20 protein-coding genes are annotated in these 20,240 nt (G+C 69.2%); 9 read left to right on the top strand and 11 right to left on the bottom strand.

Annotated elements, in window-relative coordinates:
- The first annotated feature begins 5 nt into the window (after nt 1-5).
- The 6 genes from ACT535_RS22970 to ACT535_RS22945 all read left to right on the top strand — a co-directional run bounded on the left by ACT535_RS22970 (nt 6) and on the right by ACT535_RS22945 (nt 7,589).
- A complete protein-coding gene (locus tag ACT535_RS22970; protein WP_476331307.1) occupies nt 6-842 on the top strand; it encodes an amino acid kinase family protein in 837 nt (278 codons plus the stop codon).
- 293 nt (nt 843-1,135) lie between these two features.
- A complete protein-coding gene (locus tag ACT535_RS22965; RefSeq protein WP_476366169.1) occupies nt 1,136-2,836 on the top strand; it encodes an OFA family MFS transporter in 1,701 nt (566 codons plus the stop codon).
- A gap of 207 nt (nt 2,837-3,043) precedes the next feature.
- Complete coding sequence (locus ACT535_RS22960) at nt 3,044-4,453, top strand: sigma-54-dependent transcriptional regulator (RefSeq protein WP_476366168.1); 1,410 nt, start codon at nt 3,044-3,046, stop codon at nt 4,451-4,453.
- Nucleotides 4,446-6,518, top strand: coding sequence for a sensor histidine kinase (locus ACT535_RS22955; protein ID WP_476366167.1), 2,073 nt, complete (start codon nt 4,446-4,448; stop codon nt 6,516-6,518). The genes ACT535_RS22960 and ACT535_RS22955 overlap by 8 nt, the downstream gene beginning before the upstream one ends.
- Nucleotides 6,519-6,627: 109 nt before the next feature.
- Nucleotides 6,628-6,813 (top strand): hypothetical protein, encoded by a 186-nt coding sequence (locus ACT535_RS22950; protein WP_476366166.1) that lies wholly within the window; start codon nt 6,628-6,630, stop codon nt 6,811-6,813.
- The gene (locus tag ACT535_RS22945) at nt 6,810-7,589 is read left to right on the top strand and encodes a group III truncated hemoglobin (RefSeq protein WP_476366165.1); all 780 of its coding nucleotides are present in this window, start codon (nt 6,810-6,812) and stop codon (nt 7,587-7,589) included. The genes ACT535_RS22950 and ACT535_RS22945 overlap by 4 nt, the downstream gene beginning before the upstream one ends.
- Nucleotides 7,590-7,601: 12 nt before the next feature.
- Here ACT535_RS22945 and ACT535_RS22940 read toward each other — a convergent pair whose 3' ends face one another.
- The 5 genes from ACT535_RS22940 to ACT535_RS22920 form a co-directional block, all read right to left on the bottom strand.
- Nucleotides 7,602-8,132 (bottom strand): RNA pyrophosphohydrolase, encoded by a 531-nt coding sequence (locus ACT535_RS22940; RefSeq protein WP_476366164.1) that lies wholly within the window; start codon nt 8,130-8,132, stop codon nt 7,602-7,604.
- Nucleotides 8,133-8,226: 94 nt separating this feature from the next.
- Nucleotides 8,227-8,856: a GNAT family N-acetyltransferase gene (locus ACT535_RS22935; RefSeq protein WP_168457226.1), complete on the bottom strand. Its 630-nt coding sequence runs from the start codon at nt 8,854-8,856 to the stop codon at nt 8,227-8,229.
- 148 nt (nt 8,857-9,004) lie between these two features.
- Nucleotides 9,005-9,277, bottom strand: a complete 273-nt coding sequence (gene rpmA, locus ACT535_RS22930) for a 50S ribosomal protein L27 (RefSeq protein WP_168457227.1) — start codon at nt 9,275-9,277, stop codon at nt 9,005-9,007.
- A 21-nt stretch (nt 9,278-9,298) separates the two neighbouring features.
- Nucleotides 9,299-9,646 (bottom strand): 50S ribosomal protein L21, encoded by a 348-nt coding sequence (gene rplU / locus ACT535_RS22925; protein ID WP_476366163.1) that lies wholly within the window; start codon nt 9,644-9,646, stop codon nt 9,299-9,301.
- Between the two features lie 190 nt (nt 9,647-9,836).
- Nucleotides 9,837-10,220: a DUF2254 family protein gene (locus ACT535_RS22920; protein ID WP_476366162.1), complete on the bottom strand. Its 384-nt coding sequence runs from the start codon at nt 10,218-10,220 to the stop codon at nt 9,837-9,839.
- A 52-nt stretch (nt 10,221-10,272) separates the two neighbouring features.
- On the opposite strand from ACT535_RS22920, the gene ACT535_RS22915 reads away from it, so the two are divergent.
- Entirely contained in the window at nt 10,273-10,872 is a 600-nt protein-coding gene (locus tag ACT535_RS22915) for a hypothetical protein (protein ID WP_476366161.1), read from the top strand.
- Between the two features lie 51 nt (nt 10,873-10,923).
- Here ACT535_RS22915 and rpoN read toward each other — a convergent pair whose 3' ends face one another.
- The 5 genes from rpoN to ACT535_RS22890 form a co-directional block, all read right to left on the bottom strand.
- Nucleotides 10,924-12,489, bottom strand: a complete 1,566-nt coding sequence (rpoN, locus tag ACT535_RS22910; RefSeq protein WP_168457230.1) for an RNA polymerase factor sigma-54 — start codon at nt 12,487-12,489, stop codon at nt 10,924-10,926.
- A gap of 37 nt (nt 12,490-12,526) precedes the next feature.
- On the bottom strand, nt 12,527-13,597 hold the full coding sequence (gene lptB, locus ACT535_RS22905) for an LPS export ABC transporter ATP-binding protein (protein WP_476366160.1): 1,071 nt from the start codon (nt 13,595-13,597) through the stop codon (nt 12,527-12,529).
- Between the two features lie 205 nt (nt 13,598-13,802).
- Nucleotides 13,803-14,447 (bottom strand): LptA/OstA family protein, encoded by a 645-nt coding sequence (locus tag ACT535_RS22900; protein ID WP_476366159.1) that lies wholly within the window; start codon nt 14,445-14,447, stop codon nt 13,803-13,805.
- Nucleotides 14,444-15,346 (bottom strand): hypothetical protein, encoded by a 903-nt coding sequence (locus ACT535_RS22895; protein ID WP_476366158.1) that lies wholly within the window; start codon nt 15,344-15,346, stop codon nt 14,444-14,446. Before ACT535_RS22895 ends, ACT535_RS22900 begins: the two co-directional genes overlap by 4 nt.
- Before the next feature lie 177 nt (nt 15,347-15,523).
- Nucleotides 15,524-16,144, bottom strand: coding sequence for a ribonuclease D (locus tag ACT535_RS22890; RefSeq protein ID WP_168457232.1), 621 nt, complete (start codon nt 16,142-16,144; stop codon nt 15,524-15,526).
- A 128-nt stretch (nt 16,145-16,272) separates the two neighbouring features.
- On the opposite strand from ACT535_RS22890, the gene ACT535_RS22885 reads away from it, so the two are divergent.
- Both ACT535_RS22885 and ACT535_RS22880 read left to right on the top strand, forming a co-directional pair.
- A complete protein-coding gene (locus tag ACT535_RS22885; protein WP_168457233.1) occupies nt 16,273-16,953 on the top strand; it encodes a CVNH domain-containing protein in 681 nt (226 codons plus the stop codon).
- A gap of 125 nt (nt 16,954-17,078) precedes the next feature.
- Nucleotides 17,079-18,221 (top strand): CVNH domain-containing protein, encoded by a 1,143-nt coding sequence (locus ACT535_RS22880; RefSeq protein WP_476366157.1) that lies wholly within the window; start codon nt 17,079-17,081, stop codon nt 18,219-18,221.
- A 159-nt stretch (nt 18,222-18,380) separates the two neighbouring features.
- Here the strand turns inward: ACT535_RS22880 and ilvD are convergent, their stop codons facing one another.
- Nucleotides 18,381-20,234 carry a dihydroxy-acid dehydratase gene (gene ilvD / locus ACT535_RS22875; protein WP_168457235.1) on the bottom strand — a complete coding sequence of 618 codons (1,854 nt, stop codon included), beginning with the start codon at nt 20,232-20,234 and terminating at the stop codon, nt 18,381-18,383.
- Nucleotides 20,235-20,240: the final 6 nt, after the last annotated feature.

The raw sequence follows: 20,240 nt of genomic DNA, 5'->3' as shown, positions 1-20,240 counted from the left end.
CGATCATGACCGAAGCGTCCACCATCAAGCACGTCGCCTCGCCGCTCGCGAGCCAGACCCTCCTCGACGGCGCGCTGACCCGGCCCGTCGCCGGCGTGCGCCCCATCCGCCTCCTGCCCTGGCTGCAGGTGGTGAAGATCGGCGGCCGGTCCATCATGGACAAGGGCGCATCCGCGATCCTTCCCATCGTGGAGGAGATCCGCAAGGTGCTGCCCGAGCATCGCCTGCTGATCCTCACCGGCGCCGGCGTGCGCGCCCGCCATCTCTACGGCGTCGGCCTCGACCTCGGCCTGCCGGTGGGCTCGCTCGCCCCGCTCGCCGCCTCCGAGGCTGGCCAGAACGGCCACATCCTCGCCTCGCTGCTGGCACCGGAGGGTGTCTCCTACATCGAGCACCCGACCATCGCGAGCCAGCTCGCCATCCACCTCACCGCCACCCGCGCGGTGGTGGGCAGCGCCTTCCCGCCCTATCACCATCACGAGTTCACGGGCAGCCGCCTTCCGGTCCACCGGGCCGACACCGGCGCCTTCCTGCTCGCCGATGCGCTGGGCGCGGCCGGCCTCACCATCGTCGAGGACGTGGACGGCGTGTACACCGCCGATCCCAACGGCGCCGACGGGGCCAAGGCCGAGCTGATCGCCGAGACGAGCTATGCCGAGCTCGCCAAGGCCAACGGCCCGGCCACGCTGCCCTTCGATCGCGCGCTGGTCGAGGTGATGGGCACCGCCCGTCACATCGAGCGGGTGCAGGTGGTCAACGGCCTCGTCCCCGGCCGTCTCACCGCCGCCCTGCGCGGTGAGCACGTGGGCACGCTGGTCCACACGGCCGCCGGCCAGAACTGATCTCCAGCGTCCGGCCCGCCCGCCGGACGACCGTGCTCACCGACACCCGCGCAGTCCCGGCTGCGCGGGTTTTTTTGCGTCCGCAAACCAAGGCGGGATGGCCATTTTGACCCTGCTGCCGGGCAGCGAGATGGACATTTTGTCCAGATCGCACCCGCCTCGTCCTATCAAGTCATTGAAAACCTGAATGTCTCCCCGTTGGCCCCGCCCTTGCTGAGGGAGCGGCGCCACGCGCGGCTTCGGCTGCGCGAAAAGCGTCAAGCCAATTGGCGCGGAAACACCGTGGAGGAGACATGAGCGTCACCACATTTGCGCCGCCGCCGTTCCTGAGCCGCGAGCGCACCATCGCCTCGGCCACCTTCAACCGCTGGCTCGTGCCGCCGGCGGCCCTCGCCATCCATCTGTGCATCGGCATGGCCTACGGCTTCAGCGTGTTCTGGCTGCCGCTGTCGCGTGCCGTTGGCGTCTCCAAGCCGGTGGCTTGCCCGGCCGACATGAGCTTCGTCGCCGGCCTGTTCGCCACCTCCTGCGACTGGCAGATCTCCCAGCTCGGCTGGATGTACACCCTCTTCTTCGTGCTGCTCGGCTCCTCCGCCGCCATCTGGGGCGGCTGGCTGGAGACGGCGGGACCGCGCAAGGCGGGCCTCGTCTCGGCCTTCTGCTGGTGCGGCGGCCTCGTGATCTCGGCGCTGGGCGTCTACCTGCACCAGATCTGGATGCTGTGGATCGGCTCCGGCGTCATCGGCGGCATCGGCCTCGGGCTCGGCTACATCTCGCCGGTCTCCACCCTCATCAAGTGGTTCCCCGACCGGCGCGGCATGGCGACCGGCATGGCCATCATGGGCTTCGGCGGCGGCGCCATGATCGGCGCGCCGCTGGCCAACATGCTGATGCAGCATTTCGCCTCCCCGACCTCGGTGGGCGTGTGGCAGACCTTCCTTGCCATGGCGGCCATCTATTTCGTCTTCATGGTGGGCGGCGCGCTGGGCTACCGGGTGCCGCGCGAGGGCTGGGCGCCCAAGGGCTGGACCCCGCCCGCCGCCTCCGCCAACGCCATGGTCACGCACCGCCATGTCCATCTCGACGTGGCGTGGAAGACGCCGCAGTTCTGGCTGCTGTGGGCGGTGCTGTGCCTCAACGTCTCGGCCGGCATCGGCGTCATCGGCATGGCCTCGCCCATGCTGCAGGAAGTGTTCGGCGGCAGGCTGATCGGCCTCGATCTCACCTTCTCCCAGCTCGATGCGGGGCAGAAGGCGCAGATCGCGGCCATCGCGGCCGGCTTCACCGGGCTTCTGTCCCTGTGCAACATCGGCGGGCGCTTCGCCTGGGCTTCCTTCTCCGACAAGCTCGGGCGGAAGATGACCTATGCGGTGTTCTTCGTGCTCGGCTTCGGCCTCTACGCCGCGGTGCCGACGCTGGCGCACATGGGCTCGGTGGTGCTGTTCGTCGCCGCCTTCTGCATCATCCTGTCCATGTATGGCGGCGGCTTCGCCACCATCCCGGCCTATCTCGCCGACATCTTCGGCACCCACATGGTGGGCGCCATCCACGGCCGGCTGCTGACCGCCTGGGCCACCGCCGGCATCATCGGCCCGGTGCTGGTGAACTACCTGCGCGAATACCAGATCGCCTCGGGCATTCCCCAGCAGGCGGCCTACGACCAGACCATGTACATCCTCTCCGGCCTGCTGGTGGTCGGCCTCGTCGCGAACCTTCTGGTGAAGCCCGTGGCCGAGCACCTCTACATGAAGGACGACGAGCTGAAGAAGAAGGCCGTGGAGGTCGCCCGTGAGGACGCCACCCACGCCGACTTCGAGGATTTCGAGGAGGAGGCCAAGGACGGCCCGCTGGCCGCCGCCGCCCGCTCCTCCACCCCCGTCGCGAGCGGCACCACCGCGCTGCCCGTGGTGGTGCTGGCCTGGCTCGTGGTGGGCGTGCCCTTGGCCTGGGGCATCTGGATCACCCTGCAGAAGGCGGTGATCCTCTTCCGTTGAGCCCCTCCCGGCTCGATCTGCGTGCCCCGCCCCCGGTCCTCAGGGTGGCGGGGCACGCCCTTTCCGGTTTGCGGAGCCGGCTGATTTGCGCAATGGATGCCGTGAAGAGCAGGCGAGGCGGCCGGGGACCTTAGGTCACGCCCATCGTCTTTCGCGGACGGCCTTTGTCGCGTGCCGGCGAGGGTCCGAGACGGACGGCCGATTTAGATGCCCCCTCCCACGCCCCCTTCCATCCCCGATCCCGCCGCGCAGGGTGGCCCTGAGGCGTCGGAGGATGTCGCCTTCAGCCCGCACCTCGCCGGCGCCTCCATCCTGGTGGTGGACGACGAGCCGGGGATGCGGAACTTCCTGGTGCGGATGCTCCAGACGCGCTGCCGCCACGTGGCTGAGGCTCCCGATGTCGCGACCGCCTCGCGGCTCCTGGAGGCGGCGCCGTTCGACCTCATCATCCTCGACAACATCATGGCCGGGCGCACCGGCCTGCAATGGCTGGAGGAACTGCGCGGCTCGGGCTTCTACCGCGACGTGATCCTGATTACCGCCTTCGCGGACCTTGAGACCGCCATCACCGCGCTCCGGGCCGGCGCCGCCGATTTCGTGCTGAAGCCGTTCCGCTCCAACCAGATCCTCAACGCCATCGCCCGCTGCCTCGATCGCGGCCGGCTGATGCGCGAGAATTTCGTGCTCCGCCGCGAGCTGAAGGCCATGCCCGGCGCCGCCGCGCCGTTGATGGCGGGCGACAGCGTTTCCACCCGCGCCGTCCGCGCCATGATCGAGCGCGTCGGCCCCATGCCCTCCACAGTGCTCATCACGGGGGAGTCCGGCACCGGCAAGGAAGTCACCGCCCGCGCTCTGCACGCCGTCTCGGCCCGCGCGGCCAAGCCCTTCGTGCCGGTGAACTGCGCGGCCATCGCGCCGGAGATCATCGAGAGCGAGCTGTTCGGCCATCTCAAGGGCGCCTTTACCGGCGCCGCCTCCTCCCGCGAGGGGCTGTTCTTCTATGCCCAGGGCGGCACGCTCTTCCTCGACGAGGTGGGCGAGCTGCCGCCCGCCATGCAGTCGAAGCTCCTGCGGGTCATCGAGGACAGGAAGGTGCGCCCGGTGGGTGCCGAGCGGGAAGTCCCGGTGGACGTGCGCCTTGTCGCCGCCACCAATGCCAACCTCACGGCACAGGTGGCGGCGGGCCGTTTCCGGCAGGATCTCTATTACCGGCTCAACGTGGTGAACATCCACCTCGCCCCCCTGCGCGAGCGGCCGGAGGACGTGGCGCCGCTCGCCCGCCTGTTCATCGCCGAACTGAGCGCCCGGCTCGGCGTCCCGCCCCTCGATCTCACCGAGCCCGTGCTCGCCTTCCTTACCCGCTATCCCTGGCCCGGCAATGTGCGCGAGCTGCGCAACGTGATCGAGCGCTCGCTGATCCTCGGCGACTTCCCGCGCGACGTGGTGCCCGAAGGCGTGGACGAGGAGGATGCCCCCGGTGTCGCCCTCGACGCGGTGGAGAAGGCGCACATGCTGAAGGTGCTGGCCGAGGCCGGCGGCAACCGGGCCGAGGCGGCGCGCCGCCTCAAGGTCTCGCGCAAGACGCTGGACCGCAAGCTGAAGGCCTGGAATGGCTGAGGCGGCGAAAAAGGCCGTTGATCCGCCGCGCGGCGTCCTCGCCCGGCTGCGCTCGGTGCGCATGCGGCTCCTCGCCATCGCGCTTCTGCCGACGCTCATCATTCTGCCGGCGGTGCTGGCGCTGGTGGTCACGTGGTGGACGCGGCAGTTCGACCGGCTGCTCATCTCCAAGGTCAATGGCGACCTCACCATCGCCCGCCAGTATCTCGACCGGCTCCGGGAGCGCTCCGACGAGACGCTGCATGCGCTGGGCGATTCTGTCGCCTTCGCCCGCGTCACCGCGTCCAGCAACAGCGCCGCCCTCGCCGAGTTCCTCGATGCCCGCCGCAAGGCGATGGGGCTCGATTTCCTCTATCTCATCGATGCCGATGGCCACAGCCTCGCCGCCGCGCCCGCCGGCGCTGCGCGGGAGGCGAGCCAGATGTGGCCGGTGGAGCGCCGCGCGCTCGCCGGCACCGCCTCCACCGAGATCGACATCTTCGGCCCGCAGGAGCTGGAACGCCTCTCGCCGGAGCTGGCGGCGCGCGCCCACATCGCCCTCGTGCCCACCCCGGGCGCCGTTCCGACCAGCCGGGAGGCGGAGGACCGGGGCATGGTGGTGCAGTCCGGCACGCCGGTGGAGATGCCGGGGGGCGTGCGGGCGGCGCTGGTGGGCGGCGTGCTGCTCAACCAGAACCTCGATTTCATCGACACCATCAACGATCTCGTCTACCGCCCCGGCAGCCTGCCCGAGGGCTCCGCCGGCACCGCCACCCTGTTCGTGGACGACGTGCGCGTGTCCACCAACGTCCGCCTGTTCGAGGGGCGGCGCGCGCTCGGCACCCGTGTGTCGCAGGAGGTGCGGAACGCGGTGCTGGGTGAGGGGCGGGTGTGGCTCGACCGGGCCTTCGTGGTGAGCGACTGGTACATCTCCGCCTACGAGCCGGTGGTGGACAGCCACGGCAAGCGCATCGGCATGCTCTATGTGGGCTTTCTCGAAGCGCCCTTCCTCGCCTTGAAGCGGGCGAGCCTTGCCGCCGTGGCGGTGGGCTTCCTTCTGGTGGCGCTGGTGGCCATTCCCGTGCTGCTGCGCTGGGCGGCGGCCATCTTCCGCCCGCTGGAGGCGATGAACGCCACCATCGCGGCGGTGGAGGGCGGCGCCCTGTCCGCCCGCACCGGTGTTGCCGCCACCTCGGACGAGATCGGCCGGGTCGCCCACCACCTCGACGACATGCTGGACCTGTTGCAGGAGCGCGACGCGGAGCTTCGGCGGTGGACCGAGGAGCTGGACCGGCGCGTCGCCGCGCGCACGCAGGAGCTGGAGGACGCCAACGCCGAACTGGCCGCCACCCAGCGCCAGCTCGTCATGTCCGAGAAGCTCGCCGCCATCGGCGAGATCACGGCGGGCGTCGCCCATGAGATCAACAATCCGGTGGCGGTCATCCAGGGCAATCTGGATGTGGCGCGCGACGTGCTGGGGAGCGCGGCTGCGCCGGTGCGGACCGAGTTCAACCTCATCGACCAGCAGGTCCACCGCATCAACGTCATCGTCTCCAAGCTCCTGCAGTTCGCACGCCCCGCCGAATTCGCCGGCCATCTCGATCCGGTGGCGCCGGGCGAGGTGGTGGGCGATGCCCTCTTGCTGGTGCAGCACCTGCTTTCGCGCAGCGAGATTCAGGTCGCCCGCACCGACGCCGCAACCCGCCTTGTGATGATGAACCGCGTGGAATTGCAGCAGGTGCTCATCAATCTGATGGTCAACGCCGTCCACGCCATGCCGCAGGGCGGCACCCTCACCGTCACTACGCGGGACGAGACGCGCGGCCGGTTGACGGGCGTGGGCATCGAGGTGGCGGACACTGGCACGGGCATTTCCCAGGATCGCATCGGCCGCGTGTTCGATCCCTTCTTCACCACCAAGCCGCAGGGCGGCACCGGGCTCGGCCTCTCCATCAGCTACACGCTCATCGAGCGCGCGGGCGGCACGATGGCGGTGGAAAGCCCGCCCGGATCGGGCGCCGTCTTCTCCATCTGGCTGCCGGAGGCGGGGAGCGCGGCGGACGAGGGACCGGCGCATTTCGCCTGAATTTCAGGCGAGCCCAACAAATGAGCGGAGTGGAGGCCGGGCGGCCCTTGCATCGCAGCCGGGGCGTTCGTACCGTCCGTATATAACAGTCATCCAGCAGGTGCCCGCCATGAAGTGGGACAAGGGCAACACGCCCATCATGCCGCGCATCGTGCCCGGCACCATGATCCGCATCCTGCCGCCGTGGCAGAAGACCGGGCAGAAGCGCGCCAACCCTCTGCGCGGCCCGGCGCTGCGCGTGATCGAGGCGGACGCGCCGGAGCGCGAAGCCCCCGCACCGGAGAAGAAGCCATGAGCGACGCCACCGAGAGGGCGACAACGGACTTCGCCGGCTACGCCTTCGCCGCCGCCGAGGCCGCGCCGGCCCGCCCCGGCCTGTTCATTCTCACCCGCTCCATCGCCGGCCGGCCCTTGCCGCTCTATGTGGGCGAGGGGGAGGACATGGCCGCGGCGCTGGCCGCATTCCGCTCGGCAAATCCGAAGGAGGCGGGCGTGGCGGACGGGCTGTTCGTGCTCGACCGCCCCATGGCACGGGTGCGGCAGCACACGCTGCGCGACATCGTCTCCCGCTTCGATCCGCCGCTGAACGTGGAGCACCGCAAGGCCCCGGCCGCACCGGAACTCGCTGCTTTGGTGGAGGATCGCGGCGCAGCGCTGGGCGGGCTGAACGAGCAGCCGGGCGCGCCGCTCTCCGTCACCGAGGACGATCTCAAAAAGCTGGTGGAAAGCTTCTATGGCCGCGCCGCTGCCGACCCGCTGCTCGGCCCGGTCTTCGCCCGCGCCATTCCCGACTGGGAGGGGCATTACCAGATCGTGCAGAACTTCTGGTCCCGCACTTTGCTCGGCACGGCGCGCTATTCCGGCATGCCGTTCGCGGCCCACATCCCGCTCCAGCTCAAGCCGGAGCATTTCACCCGCTGGGTGGCGCTATTCAAGGAGACGGCGGCGGAGGTGCTGGACACGGTGGCGGCGGCGCGGGCCATCGCCAAGGTGGAGCACATGAGCACCTGCTTCCAGGCCGGGCTGTTTCCGCCCGACCTCGCTGGGCACGCGCACAGCGCGCACCCGTAGGCCGGATCAGGTTCAGCCCTTCGCGAAGCGGCGGAACTGCTTCACCACCTCGATGTAGACATCGCGCTTGAACGGGATGATGAGGTCGACCACCGCGTCGATGTCCTCCCAGCGCCAGTCCATGAATTCCGGCTTGTGCTGGCCGCCACCGGGGCGAAGGATGTCGATCTCGCCGTCCGCGCCGGTGAAGCGCAGGGCGAACCATTTCTGCGTCTGGCCCCGGTAGCGGCCCTTCCAGGCCTCCCCGGCGATGCGGCCGGGCAGATCGTAGGAGAGCCACTCCTCCACCTCGCCCAGCTTCGTCACCGAGCGGATGGAGGTCTCCTCGTAAAGCTCGCGCAGGGCGGCCGCATAGGGCTCCTCGCCCTTGTCGATGCCGCCCTGGGGCATCTGCCAGGAATGGGTGGCATCCACATGCTCCGGCCCGCCGAGGCGCCGGCCGACGAACACCTTGCCGGCGGCGTTGAACACGCAGAGCCCCACGCACGGGCGATAGGGCAGATCCTCGCCGTGCTTCCCGTGCTTCTCGTGCTTCTTCGACATGGCGGCGGCCCCGATGAGATGACGTGCCCCCTGATGGCGCGCCCCGCCGCGCCGCGCAAGATGCGGCGGGCAGCGGGGCGCACGGGACGTAACGTCAGTGGGTGGCGCGATGCTGCGGAAGGGCGGTGGAGCCCCAGGCGCGGATGGAGGCCCAGGTGCGCCGCTCGAGCTGGAACTGGTCCACCGGCACCGAGGCCCGCAGCGCCTTCACCCGGCACAGGCCGACGCCCGACCACTGGAAGCCGCACTTCTCCAGCACCCGGCGCGACGCCGGATTGACCACGCGCGCCGAGCCGAGGAGGAGCGCGACCCCGGTCTCCGAGAAGGCATAGTCGATGACCGCGCGGACGGCTTCGGTGGCGATGCCGCGGCCCCAGAACGGCTCGCCGATCCAGTAGCCGATCTCCGGCGCGGGCTCGGGCGGGCGGCGGCCGTAGCTAACCATGCCGACGAAGGACATCCGCCCCTCGCCCTTGAGGAAGACGGCGAAGGTGGCGGAATCGGGGACGGCGGCCAGCGTCTCGACGAAGGCGTGGGCGTCGGAGGACTTGTAGGGAAACGGCAGGTTCGCGGTCATCTCCGCGATCCGGCGGTTGTTGGCAAGCTCCGCGACGGCAGCGACGTCCTCGATATGGGGCGCGCGGAGCACGAGCCGCTCGGTTTCGAGGACGGGGATACAGCTCTCCGCGAGCGGCGCTCCGGACGGTGTCTCACACAGGGTCATGGCGGGCTCCTCAAGGGCACAGACGAAGAAAAACCGGGGAGAGGGTTGTCCCGTCTCCCCGGTTCGTGTCTGAGCGTTGAGAGGCCTGCTCAGGCGCCCACCGGATCAACGAGACCGGCGGGATCCTGCATTTATCAGGTCTCGCCGTTTATTCGGCCGCCTCGGCGGCGGCAGGAACGACCGATACGTAGGTGCGGTCGTTGGCTTTGGTGCTGAAGGACACTTTGCCTTCGATGAGCGCGAAGAGGGTATGGTCCTTGCCCATGCCCACGTTCGTGCCGGGATGCCATTTGGTGCCGCGCTGGCGCACGATGATGTTGCCGGCGATGACGTCCTGGCCGCCGAAGCGCTTCACGCCAAGACGGCGGCCATCGGAATCGCGACCGTTACGGGACGAGCCGCCTGCCTTTTTATGAGCCATTGTTGCTCTCCTCGTTCTCGATCAGGCGCCGGTGGCGGCCGTGTCAGCCTTGACGGTCTCGCCCAGGCCGGAAATCTCGGTGATGCGCACGACGGTGAGGTCGGCACGGAAGCCGCGCTTGCGGCGGGAATTCTGCCGGCGGCGCTTCTTGAAGGCGATCACCTTGTCGCCGCGGGTGTGCTCGACGATCTCGCCGGTCACGGTGGCGCCATCCACGTGGGGCGCGCCGATGGCGACGGAGGAGCCGCTCAGCATCAGCACCGGGAAGGTGAAGACGGAGCCGACCTCGGCGTCGAGGTGGTCGATGGTGATCTGGTCGGCGGCGGCAACGCGATACTGCTTGCCGTTTGCCTTGATGACCGCGAACATTCTTGTCTCGCTTTCGTGTTCAGCCACGCCTCAAGGGCGGGCTTCTTCGGTCGGTTTTTCGGGATGCAGGCCCATTGGCCCACGCGAAGGTGGTGCGATATACGCCACGGCCCGGAAAGTCAACGCCGCTGGCCTTTATTGGGCTGCACAACCACCACGCCGAGCGCGGGCGGCCCACGCGTTCGCAGGCTCAGACGGGAGCTGCGGCGGCCCGCTTCAGGGCATCGGCGTCCACAGGCAGCAGAACGGCCTCCGACCGGTCAAGCACGTCGGTGAGGCGGGCGCGGGCGGCCGCGGCAAGGCTGGCGTCGTCGACGCCGGGCGACAGGAACTTTGACGCGATCTCCGGCAGCACCACCATTCCGAGCCGCGGATTCTGCTCGAAGCTGCGCACGTTACCGATGATGACGGCCTTTCGCAGGGCATCCGCCGGCGCATCCTCGGGCGGGACGCCACCGCGCGGAAGGCCCGGCCTCAGGTCAGCTCGCTGCGGGGGGCGAAGCTTGTCCTCGCGTCGATTAGCCAACGAAGAATGAAGGAGATGGCCCTCTTTAGAACCCTTGATTGCAATCATTGATATGCATAATCTTAAAAATGCAATCAATAGTTGATCATGGGGGGCGAGGATGCGGATCGAGCTGGCGAGGATCGGCGGCGTTTTGGTGATTCAGGATGAGGACGGGAGAGTCCATTGGGAGGCTGGTGGCGCGATTGATGCCGATGGCGCCAATGGCCAGAACGGCGCCAAGTTCGCATATCGGATGGACGACAAAGGTCTCGACGCCTTGAAGAACGCGGGCTGGCCGGGCGGCTCCTGGGACAACGTTCTGCTCGACAGAGGCGACGGACATCCCCTCGCCGACGAAGACGGCAACGTCTATTCCAAGACCACCTATGCCTGGAAGGGCCGCGCCATCCCCACGCGATACGTCGATGCAGCGACGGTGCCGTATGTGGTCGTTAATCCCCTGGTGCGCCAGCGGGCGTTGGGGATCGTGATGGGGTGCCGGGCGCTCGTCACGTATAAGGGCAAGAGCGTCGCCGCGGTGGTGGCGGACGTCAGCGGAGCGGCCCGCATCGGGGAATTGTCGATCGCCGCGGCAAAGGCTCTGGGCATCCCCAGTTCGCCCCGAAAAGGCGGCACCGACACGGGGGTTACCTATGAGATGTGGCCCGGCAGCGCAGCCATCATCGGTGGTGAGATCTATGAACTCCAGCGGGCATGACCTTAAGAAATAAAGTCGGAAAGCGGGAGGCGCTTCAGGGCGCTCTATCCCTCAGCTCGCCTCGCTGCGCATCGCCATCTTCTCGCGGCGGCGCTGGACGGAGGAGGGGATGTTCATGCCCTCCCGGTATTTGGCGACCGTGCGGCGGGCGATGTCGATGCCCTCGTCCTTCAGCTTCTGCACCAAAGTGTCGTCGGAGAGCACATCCTCCGGCGCCTCGGCCTCGATGAGCGTCTTGATGCGGTGGCGCACCGATTCCGCCGAGTGGGCCTCGCCGCCGCCCGAGGCGGAGATGGCGGAGGAGAAGAAGAACTTCATCTCCACCACGCCGCGCGGGGTCGAGATGTATTTGTTGGACGTCACGCGCGAGACGGTGGATTCGTGCATGCCGATGGCATCCGCCACCGTGCGCAGGTTCAGGGGCCGCAGGAAGCGCACGCCGTGCAGCAGGAAGGCGTCCTGCTGGCGCACGATCTCGCTCGCCACCTTCAGGATGGTGCGGGCGCGCTGGTCCAGCGAGCGGGTGAGCCAGCTCGCGCTCTGCAGGCAGTCAGCGAGGAAGCTCTTCTCCTCCTGCGACTTGGCGTGCTTCACCACGGTGGCGTGGTAGCTCTGGTTCACCAGCACCCGCGGCAGGGTCTCGGAATTCAGCTCGACGATCCAGGTGCCGTCGGCGCCGGGGCGCACATAGACGTCCGGCACCAGCGGGTGGACCACGCCGGACCCAAACGCCAGACCCGGCTTGGGATCGAGACGGCGGATCTCGCCGATCATGTCCGCGAGGTCCTCGTTGTCCACGCCGCAGATGCGCTTCAGCGCGTTGCGGTCATGGCGGGCGAGGAGTTCGAGATTGGCCACCAGCGCCTGCATGGCGGGGTCGAAGCGGTCGCGCTCGCGCAGCTGGATGGCGAGGCATTCGGCAAGGTTGCGGGCGCCGACGCCGGACGGCTCGAAGGTCTGGATCAGCTTGAGGACCGCTTCCACCTCGGCGCGCGGCACGCCGAACTGCTCGGCCAGCAGGTCGAGGTCGCCGGTGAAATAGCCGGTCTCGTCGATGAGGCCGATGACGTTGATGCCGATGAGCTTGCGGGCGGGATCGTTCACCGCGACAGCGAGCTGCGCCTCCAGATGGTCGGCGAGCGTGGTCTCGGCGGTGAGGAAGGCTTCGGGATTGTAGTCGTCGCCGCGCTCGCCGCCGCCGCTCCACTCGCCCATGGAGGGGCTGGAGGCGGTGGAGCCGCCGCCGGCGACGCCACGGTCGGCGGGGGCGTCGTCGGGAAAGACGTTGCCGAGGTCGGTGTCGAGGCGGGTCTCCATGGCGGCCCGGCTTTGTTCGTTGTCCTGGCCGGTCCAGTCGCTCGTCGGGGGCGGCTCGCCGTCGAGCCCGCCGCGTGCCATCTCCTCGCCGCGCGTCTCGCGCACCTCGGGCTGCGGCTCGGGTCCGCCCGCGTCGCCCTCGGTGATGCGCTCCAGCAGCGGGTTGCGCTCCAGCTCGGCCTCGACGTAGGCCACCAGCTCCATGTTGGAGAGCTGCAGCAGCTTGATGGCCTGCATCAGCTGCGGCGTCATCACCAGAGACTGGCTCTGCCGGAACTCGAGCTTGGGGCTCATCGCCATGCTGCTGCCCCCTCAATGGCGATGGCGGGCGCGGTGCTCACAGGCGGAACTCCTCGCCCAGATAGAGCCGCCGCACGTCGGGGCTGGAGACGATAGCTTCCGGATCGCCCTCCATCAGCACGGCGCCGGAATGGATGATGTAGGCGCGATCGATGAGGCCCAGCGTCTCGCGCACATTGTGGTCGGTGATGAGCACGCCGATGCCGCGCGACGTGAGGTGGCGCACCAGCGCCTGGATGTCGCCCACCGCGATGGGATCGATGCCGGCGAAGGGCTCGTCCAGCAGCATGAAGGCGGGCTTGGTGGCGAGGGCGCGGGCGATCTCCAGGCGCCGCCGCTCGCCGCCCGACAGGGCGATGGAGGGAGACTTGCGCACGTGGGTGATCTTGAACTCTTCGAGCAGCGCCTCGGTCTCCTCGCGGCGGCGCGCCCGGTTGGGCTCCGACACCTGGAGGACGCCCATGATGTTGTCCTCCACCGAGAGGCCCCGGAAGATGGAGGCTTCCTGCGGCAGGTAGCCGACGCCGAGGCGGGCGCGGCGATACATGGGCAGGGGGGTGATGTCGTGGCCGTCCAGCTCGATGCGGCCGGCATCGGCCTTCACCAGGCCCGTCACCATGTAGAAGCAGGTGGTCTTGCCGGCGCCGTTGGGGCCGAGCAGGCCCACCGCCTCGCCGCGGCGGACGTTCATGCTCACGTCCTTCACCACCTTGCGGCCGCCATAGGACTTGGCGAGGCCGAAGGCGGCGAGCGCCCCGGTGGAATTGAAGGGCAGGGCGTCCCGCCCGTCGCCCGGATAGGACGCGGGATAGTCCTCGTCCGCATCGGCGTCGTCGCCATAGGCGGCATCGGGGGGCATGTAGGCGCGATGGCGGGGGTCCAGCGCGGTGCGGTCGTCATAGCCGGCGTCGGCGCGCGGATCGTCCTCCTCCCACTCGCGGGCGCCTCGTGCGCTCGCCTCGTAGGGAAGATTCCGCTCGCGTGGGTCGTGCTGGCTTGGACTGTGGTTGCTGGGATCGTGGTCGCGCGCATCCTCCGCGCCGCGGGCGCTGCCCGAGCCGGACTTTCCCCCAGACTTCGACTTGCCGAACATGGACAGGACGTTCAACGCGACCTCCGGAAAACCCGGCCCCCAGATTGGAAGGTTTAGAACGTCCCAGTCGGGGATGCAACGCCTCCATGCAAGAGGCGGGCCGATTTCAGGCGTGAGCGTTTGCCGGTTCTGCGAAAGCTGGATTAGCCGGTTGAAACAAAAGGGGAATAATTTTACTTGACAGCGGCACGACACGTGCCGGAGCCGCTGCCTCGATGGCTCAGCGCTTGGGGGGCTGCTGTCCGCCCTGGTCGGGCTTGGGCTTCTCCATGTCCTTGAAGCTGCCGGGAACGATGAGGCTCTCCACCCGGCCTCCCTCGAACTTCGAGACGCCGCTCACGAGGTCCACCACCAGCTTCTGGCCGCGGATGACATTGGGGCCCTGGGTCAGGACCACGGGCTTGCCGACCATGGTGACGGTGTTGGTCTTCATGTCGAAGACGCCGGTGTCGCCGGTGGCGGTCTGTTCCTTGGTCTTCACCACCACGCCGCCGGTGGCCTCCAGCTTCTTGATCTGGCCCTTTTGCGCCGGATCGGTGCCGGTCTGGGGGGTGCCGCCGGCCTGCCCGCTCATGGAGCCCTCGTAATAGACGAGCAGGTCCTTGGAGCGCAGCGTGGTGTCACCCTGCGTCACGAGCACGTTGCCGGAGAAGACGGCGACCTTGTCCTTGTCGCGCACCTCCAGCCCGTCGGCATTGATGCGCACCGGCTGGTCGCGGTTGCGGGCGAAGCCCTGCAGCGCGTTGGGCACGTTGGAGCTGGGGGCCTGCGCCGCCGCCGGTCCGGCGACGAGGAAGGCGGCCAGCGCCAAGGCGAGGCTCGAAACCGGGAGGCGGCCCAGGAGGGCCGTCGCATGACACATCATTGAGCAGGGACCGGGCGTCGCGGGGGAAGGGGCGCCGGCGCCAGCGCCGGGGCCGCGGGAGAGGGCGGGACCGTAACGGTTCCGGTGGCCGCCGGGGCAGGGGGCGCGGTGGGGGCCGCAACCGGCGTCGCATCGGCCGCGCGGGCCGGGGCGGTCGTCGCGGGGGCGGCGGGCGCGGCACCGGCCGGGCTGGCGCCCGCACTGGCGCCGTCCGGCTTCTGGCCGGGCAGGTTGTTCAGGCGGAAATCGAGCTGCACGTGGCCCTGGAACAGCGCCCGCGCGCCGCGGTCGGTCACGTCGAGCCGGTCGGCCACGAGCTTGCCGTCGAGATAGGTGAACACCACCGGATGGGCGGTGGCGATGGTGCCGCCCTTGATGTCCACCTCGGCGTCTTCGAGCTTGCCGCCGTAGCCGCCGTTCATGGCGAGGTCCACGCCGTCGCCGAGCGTGATGAACTGCTTCTTGGTGTCGAAGCTGCCGGTCTTGGCGTTGACGCTGGCCCAGCCCTTGTCGGCGAGTTCGAGGCGGGCCTCGATGTCGGAAAGCTCGATCACGTCCGGCCGGGTGAGATCCTGCACGGCCGTCTTGGCGGTGATGCGATAGCCGCGGTTGTCGTCGGTGAAGCCGGAGAGCTTGGGCAGCTCCATGGTCAGGCGCGAGCCGGACAGGGTGAGGTGGCCGATGTCGAACGGCAGGTCGATGGTCAGCTTGAGCCGGGACAGGATCGAGACCGTGCCGATGCCGACAATCGCCAGAATGATGGCGAGCGGCACCAGCCGCTTGATCCAGCGCACGCGGGCGCTGTGCCGCCGCGCCTTGGTGAAGTCCGGCGGGGGCGGCGGGGTGAAGGCCTCGGCCTCCCGCGCATCGAAATCGTGTGGCGGCACGTGTCGGTTCATGGCCCTGTTCCGGCGGCGGGCCTGCCCCGCTGGCGCCTCTCGTCGGCTGCACGCCCCCTGAAGCTGGCGTCCGGCGCGTCGCCCCACGCGCGGGGCACAAGGTGTCCGAAATGGCGCGCCGAGGCAAGGGCCGTGCCCAAGCCTCTGGGTTGCAACGCCTTTATCGGCGTGTGCGGGTCACGAATGAGCGAAGATGTCCTCTTCCGCCCAGCCGGAGAGGTCGAGGGCGGCGCGGGCCGGCAGGAAGGCGAAGCAGGCGGCGGCGAGCCCGGTGCGCCCCTCGCGCGCCAGCATGTCCTCCAGCTTGGCCTTCACCGCGTGCAGATGCAGCACGTCGGACGCGGCATAGGACAGCTGGGCGTCGGAGAGGTCGGCGGCGCCCCAGTCCGAGCTTTGCTGCTGCTTGGAGATGTCCACGTTGAGCAGTTCCCGCAGCAGGTCCTTCAGCCCGTGGCGGTCGGTATAGGTGCGCACCAGCCGGGAGGCGATCTTGGAGCACCACACCGGCTGCGGCATCACCTTGAAGGTGTGCTGGAGCACGGCGATGTCGAAGCGGCCGAAGTGGAACAGCTTGGTCACGTTCGGATCGGTCAGCAGCCGCACCAGATTGGGCGCGCTGCCGGGGCCGGCGCCCTGCGGGATCTGCACGAGATCGGCACTGCCGTCGCCGTTGGAAAGCTGCACCAGGCAGAGCCGGTCGCGGAACGGGTCGAGGCCCATGGTCTCGGTGTCGATGGCCACGACGGGGGAGGCCACGAAGTCCGCGGGCAGGTCGCCGCGGTGGAGGCGGATGGTCATCGGATGTCTTTTGCCTTGTTCGACCTCGGCTTTTAGCGAAGCGGCCGGCCCGTGTCGATGCTGCGCCCGGACCTGCGCCGTGCTAGAAGCTGCGCGGTTTCGACGTAACGAAAGCCTGGGGGGAGAACATGCGTTCGTTTTTGGCGACAGGCCTGCGCCTTGCGGGCCTCATTCTGGCGCTCGGCCTGATGGCCGGTACGGCGGCCGAGGCGCGGTCGGTGCCGCCCGGCAGCTATCTGCGGTCCTGCCGTGACGCGCAGGTGCGCGAAGGCGTCAACCTCGCCGCCTTCTGCGCCACCCGCAACGGCCAGTGGGTGGTGACGCGGCTCAACGATTTCCCGTCCTGCCGGGGCGACATTTCCAACCAGGACGGCCAGCTGTGGTGCCAGCGCCGACCCGGTCCCGGTCCCGGCCCCGGTCCCATCCCGCCGAACCCCGGCTTCGGCCCGCCCGGCTCCTATCGCCAGAGCTGCGACCGCGTGGAGTTCCGCAACGGCGTGCTGAGCGCCTTCTGCCGCACCCGCGCCGGCAACTTCCAGCCCTCCGTGCTGAACACGCTGACCTGCCAGCCGGGAACCGACATCTCCAACCAGAACGGCCAGCTGTGGTGCCGCACCCGCCAGCAGCTTCAGCCGCCTCCGGGCTCCTACATGCGCACCTGCCGGGGCATCACCATGGGCCTCGGCGGCGTGCTGCGCGCCCAGTGCCAGCGCGTGAACGGCTCGTGGAATCCCACCGCGCTCAACATGAACAATTGCCGCAACTACCGCGACATCTCCAACCAGAACGGCAATCTCGCCTGCTTCTGAGGGGAATGGCCTGAACGGGGAAGGGGCGCTGCGGCGCCCCTTTTCTTTTGTGCCGTTGCGGAAAGTCTCGTCGATTCCTGCTATGCCTCCTGTGGTACTTCGATGCCGATTCGGGAGGCTCCGGCATGACGTTCCGTGCAGCGTTCAGGGGCCTCGCCGGCGTGATCGCCCTGGCCGCCACCTTCACCGCGGCCCCGGCGACGGCGCAGCAAGGCGTGCCGCAGGGCAGCTATCTGGAGAGCTGCCGTCAGGTGCAGGTCCGCTGGGGGCGCGACCTCGCCGCCTTCTGCGCCACCCGCGCGGGGGAATGGGTGGTCTCGCGCCTCGACGACTTCCCCTCCTGCGACGGCGACATCGCCAACCGCAACGGCCAGCTCATCTGCAAAGACATGCCCGCGCCGGGATCGCTCTACGGCACGCTCGCCCCCTCGCCGCCGCCGCGGCCCCAGCCGGTGGCCCCGCCGCCGGTGGTGCAGCGCCCGCCGGCCGGCTCCTACACCTCTTCCTGCCGCGACCTGAGGCTGGAAGGCAGCTGGCTCTCCGCCACCTGCCGCGACGGCTGGGGCAACTGGCGCGAAACCGGGCTCTCCCTCACCGGCTGCCCGCTCGGCACCGACATTTCCAATGTGGAAGGCCGGCTCGCCTGCCGCTCCTTCACCTCCCAGCACGCCGGCGACTATCCCCCGCCCGGCTCCTACCAAGAGACCTGCCGGGACGTGTCGCTGGAGTCCGGCACCCTGCGCGGCACCTGCCTCAGCCGCCGTGGTGCGTGGCTCGCCTCCTCGCTCTATCTCTCCTGGTGCAGCAATCGGGAGGTGGTGAACGATGACGGCATCCTGCGCTGCGCCTCCTCCACCGCGTCGTCCGGCTCCGGCTGGAACACCGCGCCGGTGCCCTACGGCTCCTATCGCTCCACCTGCCGGGACGTGAGCGTGAGCGGCGGCTTCCTGCGCGCCATGTGCCAGGACCGCGGCGGCACCTTCCGCACTTCGGTGCCGCTCCAGCTCTCCCAGTGCCTCCAGGGGGCGGACATCTATAACGACAACAGCGACCTGCGCTGCTCGCGCGGCGGCTCGTCGGGCTTCAGCGACCGTCCCCCGCCCGGCTCCTACATGGCGAGCTGCCGCGAGATCCGCGTGGTGGCCGGATGGCTGAAGGCCTCCTGCCAGGACCGCAACGGCCGCTGGTCGGAAGCCACCACCGCCGTCTCCTGGTGCAGCCCCGGCCGCGACATCGCCAACGACAACGGCCGCCTCACCTGCCGGTGAGACGGCCGTTGTTGTCCTCCGGCCTGACCGGAGGAGCCATGGCGATGTTTGCGCCCGCGTTCCAAGGTTGGGTCGCAGCCGTTGGATGGGCCCTCCGGTCGAGCTGGAGGGCGACGGCGGTTGCGCGCGAGGTTGGCGCGAGGCGCTTGCGACGAACGCTCAGCGCCGGATGCTGTTCACGTCGCGCACCGCGCCGCGGGCGGCGGAGGTGGTGAGCGCGGCGTAGGCCTGGAGGGCCTGGGAGACGACGCGCTTGCGGTTCTCCGGCTTCCAGGCGGCGGCGCCCTTGGCTTCCATCTTCGCGCGGCGCTCGGCCAGCACCTCGTCCGACACCGCCACGCGGATGATGCGGTTCGGGATGTCGATCTCGATGGTGTCGCCCTCGTCCACGAGGCCGATGGCGCCACCTTCCGCCGCTTCCGGCGAGACGTGGCCGATGGACAGGCCCGAGGAGCCGCCCGAGAAGCGCCCGTCGGTGACGAGGGCGCAGAGCTTCCCGAGGCCCTTCGACTTCAAATAGGAGGTCGGGTAGAGCATCTCCTGCATGCCCGGCCCGCCGCGCGGCCCCTCATAGCGGATCAGCACCACGTCGCCGGGCTGGATGCGCCCGGTGGAGAGGATGGCCTCCACCGCCGCGTCCTGGCTCTCGAAGATGCGGGCCTTGCCGGTGAAGGTGAGGTTGGAGGCGTCCACGCCCGCCGTCTTCACGATGCAGCCGTCCAGCGCGATGTTGCCGTAGAGCACGGCGAGGCCGCCGTCCTTGGAATAGGCGTGCTCCACGTCGCGGATGACGCCGGCTTCGCGGTCGAGGTCGAGGTCGTCGTAGCGGCGGGACTGGCTGAACGCCACCTGGGTGGGCACGCCGCCGGGGGCGGCGCGGTAGAAGGTGGCGACGCTCTCGCTCTTGGTGCGCTTCACGTCCCAGCGGTCCAGCGCGTCAGCCATGGTCGGCGCGTGGACGGTGGGCAGGTCGGTGTGGATGAGGCCGCCGCGGTCCAGCTCGCCGAGGATGGCCATGATGCCACCGGCGCGATGCACATCCTCCATGTGGATGTTGGCCACCGCCGGCGCGACCTTGCACAGCACCGGCACCTTGCGCGACAGACGGTCGATGTCGGCCATGGTGAAGGGCACTTCGCCCTCGTTGGCGGCGGCCAGCAGGTGCAGCACCGTGTTGGTGGAGCCGCCCATGGAGATGTCCAGCGTCATGGCGTTCTCGAACGCCTTGAACGAGGCCACCGCACGCGGCAGCACGCCGGCGTCGTCCTGCTCGTAATAGCGGCGGGCGAGGTCGACGATGAGGTGGCCGGCCTCCACGAACAGCCGCTCGCGGTCGGCGTGGGTGGCGAGCACCGAGCCATTGCCCGGCAGCGCGAGGCCCAGCGCCTCGGTGAGGCAGTTCATGGAATTGGCGGTGAACATGCCGGAGCAGGAGCCGCAGGTGGGGCAGGCGGAGCGCTCCATGACAGTCACGTCGGCGTCCGACACCTTGTCGTCGGCGGCCGAGATCATGGCGTCGATGAGGTCCACCTTCCGCTCGCCGGTGGAGAGCAGCACCTTGCCGGCCTCCATGGGGCCGCCGGAGACGAACACGGCCGGGATGTTGAGGCGCATGGCGGCCATCAGCATGCCGGGGGTGATCTTGTCGCAATTGGAGATGCAGACCATGGCGTCGGCGCAGTGCGCGTTGACCATGTACTCCACGCTGTCGGCGATGATCTCGCGCGACGGGAGCGAATAGAGCATCCCGTCATGGCCCATGGCGATGCCGTCATCCACCGCGATGGTGTTGAACTCCTTGGCGACGCCGCCGGCCTTCTCGATTTCGCGCGCCACCAGCTGGCCGAGGTCCTTCAGGTGGACGTGGCCGGGCACGAACTGGGTGAAGGAGTTCACCACCGCGATGATCGGCTTGCCGAAATCGCCGTCCTTCATGCCGGTGGCGCGCCACAGGCCACGGGCGCCGGCCATGTTGCGGCCGTGGGTGGACGTGCGGGAGCGGTATTGGGGCATATCCTC

The sequence above is a fragment of the Xanthobacter sp. DMC12 genome, from assembly GCF_056314105.1.
The sequence above is the reverse complement of the archived record's forward strand: the minus strand, read 5'-3'. Positions and strand labels throughout refer to the sequence as shown.

Bases quoted from the DNA above. Each gene is read 5' to 3' on its own strand.
- ACT535_RS22970 (WP_476331307.1), top strand. From the start codon at position 6: ATGACCGAAGCGTCCACCATCAAGCACGTCGCCTCGCCGCTCGCGAGC.
- ACT535_RS22965 (WP_476366169.1), top strand. From the start codon at position 1,136: ATGAGCGTCACCACATTTGCGCCGCCGCCGTTCCTGAGCCGCGAGCGC.
- ACT535_RS22960 (WP_476366168.1), top strand. From the start codon at position 3,044: ATGCCCCCTCCCACGCCCCCTTCCATCCCCGATCCCGCCGCGCAGGGT.
- ACT535_RS22955 (WP_476366167.1), top strand. From the start codon at position 4,446: ATGGCTGAGGCGGCGAAAAAGGCCGTTGATCCGCCGCGCGGCGTCCTC.
- ACT535_RS22950 (WP_476366166.1), top strand. From the start codon at position 6,628: ATGAAGTGGGACAAGGGCAACACGCCCATCATGCCGCGCATCGTGCCC.
- ACT535_RS22945 (WP_476366165.1), top strand. From the start codon at position 6,810: ATGAGCGACGCCACCGAGAGGGCGACAACGGACTTCGCCGGCTACGCC.
- ACT535_RS22940 (WP_476366164.1), bottom strand. From the start codon at position 8,132: ATGTCGAAGAAGCACGAGAAGCACGGGAAGCACGGCGAGGATCTGCCC.
- ACT535_RS22935 (WP_168457226.1), bottom strand. From the start codon at position 8,856: ATGACCCTGTGTGAGACACCGTCCGGAGCGCCGCTCGCGGAGAGCTGT.
- rpmA (WP_168457227.1), bottom strand. From the start codon at position 9,277: ATGGCTCATAAAAAGGCAGGCGGCTCGTCCCGTAACGGTCGCGATTCC.
- rplU (WP_476366163.1), bottom strand. From the start codon at position 9,646: ATGTTCGCGGTCATCAAGGCAAACGGCAAGCAGTATCGCGTTGCCGCC.
- ACT535_RS22920 (WP_476366162.1), bottom strand. From the start codon at position 10,220: ATGATTGCAATCAAGGGTTCTAAAGAGGGCCATCTCCTTCATTCTTCG.
- ACT535_RS22915 (WP_476366161.1), top strand. From the start codon at position 10,273: ATGCGGATCGAGCTGGCGAGGATCGGCGGCGTTTTGGTGATTCAGGAT.
- rpoN (WP_168457230.1), bottom strand. From the start codon at position 12,489: ATGGCGATGAGCCCCAAGCTCGAGTTCCGGCAGAGCCAGTCTCTGGTG.
- ACT535_RS22900 (WP_476366159.1), bottom strand. From the start codon at position 14,447: ATGATGTGTCATGCGACGGCCCTCCTGGGCCGCCTCCCGGTTTCGAGC.
- ACT535_RS22895 (WP_476366158.1), bottom strand. From the start codon at position 15,346: ATGAACCGACACGTGCCGCCACACGATTTCGATGCGCGGGAGGCCGAG.
- ACT535_RS22890 (WP_168457232.1), bottom strand. From the start codon at position 16,144: ATGACCATCCGCCTCCACCGCGGCGACCTGCCCGCGGACTTCGTGGCC.
- ACT535_RS22885 (WP_168457233.1), top strand. From the start codon at position 16,273: ATGCGTTCGTTTTTGGCGACAGGCCTGCGCCTTGCGGGCCTCATTCTG.
- ACT535_RS22880 (WP_476366157.1), top strand. From the start codon at position 17,079: ATGACGTTCCGTGCAGCGTTCAGGGGCCTCGCCGGCGTGATCGCCCTG.
- ilvD (WP_168457235.1), bottom strand. From the start codon at position 20,234: ATGCCCCAATACCGCTCCCGCACGTCCACCCACGGCCGCAACATGGCC.